At 68.7% G+C, this 6,862-nt stretch carries 6 protein-coding genes and 1 pseudogene; 2 read left to right on the top strand and 5 right to left on the bottom strand.

What is annotated here, in order from left to right; all coding sequences use genetic code 11:
- Nucleotides 1-475, bottom strand: a pseudogene (locus H3O04_RS16105) (ABC transporter substrate-binding protein); the annotation flags it as partial.
- Nucleotides 476-712: 237 nt separating this feature from the next.
- Between H3O04_RS16105 and H3O04_RS16100 the strand changes: the two are divergent.
- Both H3O04_RS16100 and H3O04_RS16095 read left to right on the top strand, forming a co-directional pair.
- Nucleotides 713-1,378, top strand: a complete 666-nt coding sequence (locus H3O04_RS16100) for a response regulator transcription factor (protein ID WP_006479706.1) — start codon at nucleotides 713-715, stop codon at nucleotides 1,376-1,378.
- Nucleotides 1,365-2,789: a sensor histidine kinase gene (locus H3O04_RS16095; RefSeq protein WP_202588057.1), complete on the top strand. Its 1,425-nt coding sequence runs from the start codon at nucleotides 1,365-1,367 to the stop codon at nucleotides 2,787-2,789. Before H3O04_RS16100 ends, H3O04_RS16095 begins: the two co-directional genes overlap by 14 nt.
- Before the next feature lie 57 nt (nucleotides 2,790-2,846).
- On the opposite strand, the gene H3O04_RS16090 is transcribed toward H3O04_RS16095, so the two are convergent.
- The 4 genes from H3O04_RS16090 to H3O04_RS16075 all read right to left on the bottom strand — a co-directional run bounded on the left by H3O04_RS16090 (nucleotide 2,847) and on the right by H3O04_RS16075 (nucleotide 6,825).
- Nucleotides 2,847-3,296: a hypothetical protein gene (locus H3O04_RS16090; protein ID WP_202588056.1), complete on the bottom strand. Its 450-nt coding sequence runs from the start codon at nucleotides 3,294-3,296 to the stop codon at nucleotides 2,847-2,849.
- Between the two features lie 87 nt (nucleotides 3,297-3,383).
- Complete coding sequence (locus tag H3O04_RS16085) at nucleotides 3,384-4,148, bottom strand: ABC transporter ATP-binding protein (RefSeq protein WP_027812359.1); 765 nt, start codon at nucleotides 4,146-4,148, stop codon at nucleotides 3,384-3,386.
- On the bottom strand, nucleotides 4,145-5,002 hold the full coding sequence (locus H3O04_RS16080; protein ID WP_027812358.1) for an ABC transporter ATP-binding protein: 858 nt from the start codon (nucleotides 5,000-5,002) through the stop codon (nucleotides 4,145-4,147). Before H3O04_RS16080 ends, H3O04_RS16085 begins: the two co-directional genes overlap by 4 nt.
- Before the next feature lie 11 nt (nucleotides 5,003-5,013).
- On the bottom strand, nucleotides 5,014-6,825 hold the full coding sequence (locus H3O04_RS16075; RefSeq protein WP_077218087.1) for an ABC transporter permease: 1,812 nt from the start codon (nucleotides 6,823-6,825) through the stop codon (nucleotides 5,014-5,016).
- Nucleotides 6,826-6,862: the final 37 nt, after the last annotated feature.

Genomic DNA, 6,862 nt, shown 5'->3' with positions numbered 1-6,862 from the left:
CCGCCGACAGCGACGTGCGGATGCCCGGCACCGCGATCCGGTCGGACGACGTGAAGTCGCGCAGCGATGCGAGGCCCGCGCGGTTCGCGTTCAGCGACAGCGACGTGGTCGACAGCCCGCTGATGCCGATCACCTCGACGTTCGGAATGCCGCGCGCCCGCGCCCACAGCTCGATGAAACCCGGCGCGCCGGCGCCCGCGAAATCGAGCGTGCCGGCCATCATCGCGTCGTTGACGGAATTGCCGCCGTCGAGCAGTACCCATTCGACCGCGACGTCGCGCACGCCGTGACGCGCCGCGTGCCGCTCGAAGAGCCGCTGCTTCTCCATCACGAGCAACGGCAGGTACAGCACGCCATAGCCTTTGGAGATCCGCACCGTGCGCGGCTTCGCGCGCACCAGCGCCGGCGCCCCGAGCCCGCCCAGCACGCCGAGCCCGGCTGCGATCAACGCGCGGCGGCGCGGCGACGTCGTCATGCGCGTGCCGCCGTGCGGCCGACGGCCAGCGGCCACGCGCAGGCCGGCGTGGCGCCGTGGCGCGCGTTCGTCGTGCCCGTGACATGCTGCATGTTGCCGTCTCCTTGAATATTTCTGGTATTAATGCCGTCCTTGCATCCTGCTTCCGGCTCGACACAGGTTATCGGCCGAGTCTGAGAAAATGCTGACATCCCGGCCCCGGGAAAACCCCTAATTCACCTACCTGCAAACGGCACCATGCGCATTCTCGTCGTGGAGGACGATGCCGAAATCGGCGCGGCGATCCGCAGCCGGCTGGCCCGGCTCGGCCACGCCGTCGATCTCGAAACCGACGGCGCGACCGCGAACGGGCTGCTGCGCGTCGAGCGCTTCGATCTCGTCGTGCTCGATGCGAACCTGCCCGGCATGGACGGCTTCACAGTGCTGCGCCACCTGCGCGCGTCGGGCAGCACGACGCCCGTGCTGCTCGTCACCGCGCGCTCGGCGATCGACGACCGCGTGAGCGGCCTCGGCCTCGGCGCCGACGACTACCTCGTGAAGCCGTTCGACTACCGCGAACTCGACGCGCGCGTGCAGGCGCTGCTGCGCCGCAACAGCGGCCACGCGAACGACGTGCTGACGCTCGGCGGACTCGTGATCGACCGCAGCAGCCGCCTCGCCGAACTCGACGGCCAGCCGCTGTCGCTGTCGCGCCAGGAATTCGCGCTGCTCGAAATCCTCGCGAGCCGCCCGCAGCGCATCTTCTCGAAGGAAGAACTGCTGAACCAGTTGTTCAGCTTCGGCAACGAGCCGACCGCGAACGCGGTCGAGCAATACGTGACGCGCGTGCGCAAGAAGCTGCAGGGCAGCTCGGTCGAGATCCGCACCGCCCGCGGAATGGGGTATCAGATTGCCGCGCATTGACTGGTTCCCGAAGACGCTGTTCGGGCGCACGCTGCTGTTCATCGCGCTCGTCGTCGCGACCGGCGCGCTCGCGCTCGCGGCGATCGCGCGCTACTACGCGGGCGTCGCCGCCGAACGCGCATACGATCAGTTGCTCGCCGGCGCGTCGATCCAGGTCGCGGAAAACCTCTACGTGCAAGGCGGCGTGCTCGCGCTGAACCCGCCGGTGGCCGCGCTGTCGACGCTGTCGCGCTACGACCTCGTCTACTACAAGGTGGTCGATTCGCGCAGCGTGGTCGTGGCCGGCTACCACGATCTCGCGAACCCCGCGACGCTCGCCGCCGCCAAACAGGGTCCGGCGTTCGCGAATGCCGTCTATCAGGGGCATCGGGTCCGCACCGCGACGATCGCGCGCTACATGCCCGAGGAAAGTACGCCGGGCTGGGCGCTCGTGACGGTTGCGCAGACAACCAACGCGCGCCAGCAACTGACGAATGACATGAGCTTCAAGGTGTGGACATTGATCCTGCTGATGAGCGTGCTCGCAATCGGCGCAAGCGGCCTCGCGATCCGGCGCGGCCTGCGCCCGCTCGCGCAGATCGGCGCGATCATCGCCGCGCGTGACCCGGCCGACCTGCGACCCGTGGCCGTCGATACGCCGAGCGAAATCGACGCGATCATCGGGTCGATCAATGGCTTGATGCACCGCCTCGCCGAGCGGATCAACGCGATGCAGCGCTTCATCGCCGACGCCGCACACCAGATGCGCACGCCGCTCGCGCGGCTCGACGCGCAGATCGAGCTGCTCGACGGCGAATCCGATCCCGCGCGTCACGCGGCGCGGCTCGATGCGCTGCGTGCGACCTCGTCGGACGTCGGCCGGCTCACCGGGCAGTTGCTCAATCACGCGATGGTGATTCATCGCACCGAGGCCGTGCCGCTGCAACCGGTCGACCTCGTCGCGCTCGCGAAAGAGGTCCTGGGCCGCACGATTCCGCTCGCGGGCGAGCGCGATGTGGCCGTTGCGTTCGCGAGCGACGCGCCGCATGCGTGGATAGACGGCGATGCGATCAGTCTTCAGGAAGCACTGTCGAACGTGCTGCACAACGCGCTGCTGCATGGGCATGCGGATGACATCGTCGTGGCGGTCGCGACCATCGGTAACGCGGATCAATCGGTGACGCTGACCGTCACCGACAACGGGCGCGGGATACCGCGCGAGCACTGGGACGCGGCGTTGCAACCGTTCGTGCGGATCGCGCCGGACGGCAGCGAGCGGCGCACGGGGTCCGGCCTCGGGCTCGCAATCGTGCAGGAAGTGATGAAGGCGCACGGCGGGCGCGTGGGGTTCGCGTTTCCCCATGCGGGCGGGTTTGCGGTGGTGTTGACGTTTCCGCGTGCGGCGGCGAGGCACGCTGCAAGCGACGCTTAAGCAACCTCAGACCCGGCGCACGCACGCTCGATTGAATTCCACCGCGGCGACACGCGTTCAGTCGTCGCTGTCCCGATCGTCGTCGGCGTTGCGCTGCGCATACCGCGCCACCCGTTGATCCAGTTCGTCATACTGGCGGTCGCAGAACAACCGGCACAACGCATCGACGTCGACGCGCTTCCTGACGTCGATCGTGTCGACGTGCTGCTCCAGCTTGCCCTTGCCGATGCCGAACAACCCCTTCTTGATCCGCATGGACACCGCATTCAGCTGGAAGCCGTCCGAATGCGCATCCGTCAACGCAGTCACCCACAGCTCACGCTGATCGTCGGCATGCTGCAGCACGAGCGCCGGCAGCGGGCCGTCCTGCGTCTCGTTCCATTCGACGTGCTGGGCCACCCAAGGGAACGCATCGAACGCATGAACGAACGATGCATAGTCGGTCGCGCTCTGCTGATCGAGTTGATTGAAGTCGTAGCCGACTTTCTGGATGGAATAGGTCAACATGGCGCGGTGCTCTCCGTGGTGTCGATCGCGACAGAACGCCAATCTACTCCACATTCGACAGCGCTTGGCAGCACCTGCTTGACCCGCCTACACCGCCACCGCCTCCCCGCCGAGATACGCATCGCGCACGCGCTCATCGTCGAGCAGTGTTTTCGCCGGTCCTTCCAGCACGACGCGCCCCGTCTGCAGCACGTACCCATAGTGAGCGATCTCCAGCGCGAGGCTCGCGTTCTGCTCGACCATGAACACCGTCACGCCCTGCTTGTTGATCGCGTCGATCAGCTCCAGCACCTTGTCGACGTAGAGCGGCGACAGCCCCATCGTCGGCTCGTCCATGCAGATCAGTTTCGGCCGCGCCATCAGCGCACGCGCCATCGCGAGCATCTGCTGCTCGCCGCCCGACAGCGTGCCCGCGCGCTGCGCGAGCCGTTCACGCACACGCGGAAACAGGTCGAGCACGCGTTCGTAGTCTTCGCTCACCTCCACGCGATCGCCGCGCGTGTACGCGCCCATCAGCAGGTTCTCGCGCACGCTCATGTCGCCGAACAGACGCCGCGCCTCGGGCACGGCCGCGATCCCGCGCCGCACGCGCTGCGGCGTCGCGAGCGCCGTCACGTCGTCGCCGTCGAAACGCACGACGCCGCGCTTCGGCCGCATCAGCCCGAGAATCAGCTTCATCGTCGTCGACTTGCCGCTCGCGTTACCGCCGAGCAGGCTGACGATCTGCCCGCGGCCGACCTCGAAGTTCACGTCGAAGTGCACCTGCACCGGTCCGTAGAACGTGTCGAGATGTTCGAGTTTCAGCAGCGCGTCGGTCATGGTCGTATCAGGCACGGAAGATTGCACGGTCATGCGGCCGCCTGCGCGGAATGCTCGGTGGCCGCGCCGCCCGCGTGGCGGCGGCCGAGATAGGCTTCGATCACGCGTGGATCGTGCCGCACGTCGCGCGGCACGCCTTCGGCGATCTTCACGCCGTTGTCGAGCACCATCACGCGGTCGGACACGCGCATCACGAGTTCCAGCTTGTGCTCGATCAACAGGATCGTCAGCCCGCGCGCCTTCAGCGACTGGATCAGTTGCAGCATCTCGGCCGTCTCCGTCTCGTTCATCCCGGCCGTCGGCTCGTCGAGCAGCAGCAGGCGCGGATGCAGCGCGAGCGCGCGGCCGATCTCCACGCGCCGCCGGTTCGCATACGACAGGCTGTGCGCCGGATGATCGATGCGCGGCGTGAGCCGTTCGCCGAACCCGGCAACGATCGCGCGCGCTTCTTCGCGCAGTTCGGCTTCCTCGCGCCGCACCGACGCGGGCCGCACGAGCGCGCGCAGCACTTCGGCGGCCGCGCCGAGCGCCGGCCAGCCCGGCCGTGCCGCACGCAGCCGCGCATGCGCGCCGATCAGCACGTTGTCGAGCACGCTCAGGTTGCCGAACACACGGCCGTGCTGGAACGTGCGTGCGATGCCGAGCGCCGCGAGCCGTTCCGGCGCGGTGCCAGTGATGTCGCGGCCGTCGAACGTCACGCGGCCGGCGTCGGGCCGGTCGGCGCCCGCGATCAGGTTGAACAGCGTCGACTTGCCCGCGCCATTCGGGCCGATCACGCTCAGCAGTTCGCCGTCGGCCAGTGTCAGGCTCGCGCCGTCGAGCGCGGTCACGCCGTCGAAGCGGCGCGTCAAACCCTGCACGTCGAGCAGGGGTCGAGTGGTGGTCATCGCATTCCTCCTCACACCGTGCCGAGCAGGCCCTGCGGCCGGAACCGGACGAGCAGCAGCAGCACGAGGCCGTAGATCAGCATCCGGTAATCGGCCGCCCAGCGGAACAGTTCGGGCAGCCCGATCAGCGCGATCGCGCCGACGATGCCGCCGAGCACGTTGCCGAGCCCGCCGAGGATCACCATCGTCAACGCGAGGATCGACACCTGCGAATCGAAGGTCTGGTGATTGATGTAGCTGTACAGATGCGCGGCGATCCCGCCGCTCACGCCGGCCGCGACGCCGCCGACCGCGAACGCGATCGCCTTGTAGCGGTTCGGCGCGATGCCGTGCGCACGCGCGGCGACGTCGTCCTCGCGCACCGCGCGCAGCGTGCGGCCGAGATGCGAACGCAGCAGCCGCACCTGCACGAGCGCGAATACGACGAGCACCGCGAACGTGAACCAGTACGCGGCGCGCGCGGTCGTCGCCCACGGCAGCGGCGCGATGCCGGTGATGCCGAGCGGGCCGCGCGTCAGGCCGTCCCAGTTCAGGATCACGAGACTCACCACTTCGCCGATGCCGAGCGTCGCGATCGACACGTAGTGCCCGCGCAGCCGGAACGCCGGATAGACGAGCAGCGTGCCGAGCACGGCGGTGATCACGCCCGCACACGGAATCGTCACGGCCGGCGACCAGCCGAGATCCGACGACAGCAGCGCCGACGCATACGCGCCGATCACGAGCAGCGCGGCGTGGCCGAGCGAGATCTGCCCGACCGTGCCCGCGACGAGCGTGAGGCTCAGCGCGAGCAGCCCGTACAGCCATGCGTTGGTCAGCGTCTGCAGCACGTACGGCGATGCACCGAGCCACGGCAGCACGGCCGCCGCCGCGATCAGCGCGACGAGCAGCGGGCGCGGCACGCGCACCGCTTTCGCGGCGGCGAGGAAGGTGCCCGTCATCGGCTCGGGCGGCAGCGTGCGATTCGCGCTGAACAAGCCGTTCGGCCGCCACACGAGGAATACGATCAGCAGCCCGAACGCGAACAGGTCGCGATAGCTGGTGCCGAACAGCGCGACGCCGTAGCTTTCGACGAGACCGAGCAGCAGGCTGCCGGCGATCGCGCCCGGCACGTTGCCGAGGCCGCCGATCAGCAGCGCGACGACGCCCTTCAGCGTCGCCTGGAAACCCATCGCCGGATCGATGCTGTTGTAGTACATGCCGACCAGCAGCCCGCTCACGCCGCCGAGCGCGCACGCGATCGCGAACACGGTCTGGTTCACGCGATCGACGTCGACGCCCATCTGCAGCGCCGCGTCGCGATCCTGCGCGGTCGCGCGCACGGCCCAGCCGAGCCGCGTGAAGCGCAGGAAGCCGTACAGCAGCGCGGCCGCCGCGATGCCGATGCCGGCGATCAGCAAGTCGAGCGAGCCGAGCGTCGCGCCGGCGATCCGCACGTGCCAGTCGGGCAGCGGCGTCGGCACCGCGCGCGGGTCCGCGCCGAACGCGAGTTGCGCGAGCTGATCGAGGATGAAGCTGATGCCGATCGTCGCGAGCAGCGGCGCGATGCGCGCGGCATGGCGCAGCGGCCGCAGCCCGATCCGTTCGATCGCGATGCCGAGCGCGCCGCAGCCGACCACGACCGCCGCGAGCGCGACCGGCAGCGGCAGCCCGAAGCGCGTCAGGCACAGCCAGCCGATGAACGCGCCGACCATGTAGACCGAGCCGTGCGCGAAGTTGATCAGGTGCGACACGCCGAAGATCAGCGCGAGCCCGACTGCGAGCAGCGCGTAGATGTTGCCGACGATGAGGCCGTTGAGCGTGTAGTCGAGCCAGGAAGCCATCACGATGCGTCCGTCAGGTGCAGGCGGTTCATGTCGG

The sequence above is a fragment of the Burkholderia sp. KCJ3K979 genome, from assembly GCF_016759955.1.
Taxonomy (GTDB): Bacteria; Pseudomonadota; Gammaproteobacteria; order Burkholderiales; family Burkholderiaceae; genus Burkholderia; species Burkholderia orbicola.
The sequence above is the reverse complement of the archived record's forward strand: the minus strand, read 5'-3'. Positions and strand labels throughout refer to the sequence as shown.

Bases quoted from the DNA above. Each gene is read 5' to 3' on its own strand.
- H3O04_RS16100 (WP_006479706.1), top strand. From the start codon at position 713: ATGCGCATTCTCGTCGTGGAGGACGATGCCGAAATCGGCGCGGCGATC.
- H3O04_RS16080 (WP_027812358.1), bottom strand. From the start codon at position 5,002: ATGACCACCACTCGACCCCTGCTCGACGTGCAGGGTTTGACGCGCCGC.
- H3O04_RS16090 (WP_202588056.1), bottom strand. From the start codon at position 3,296: ATGTTGACCTATTCCATCCAGAAAGTCGGCTACGACTTCAATCAACTC.
- H3O04_RS16075 (WP_077218087.1), bottom strand. From the start codon at position 6,825: ATGGCTTCCTGGCTCGACTACACGCTCAACGGCCTCATCGTCGGCAAC.
- H3O04_RS16085 (WP_027812359.1), bottom strand. From the start codon at position 4,148: ATGACCGTGCAATCTTCCGTGCCTGATACGACCATGACCGACGCGCTG.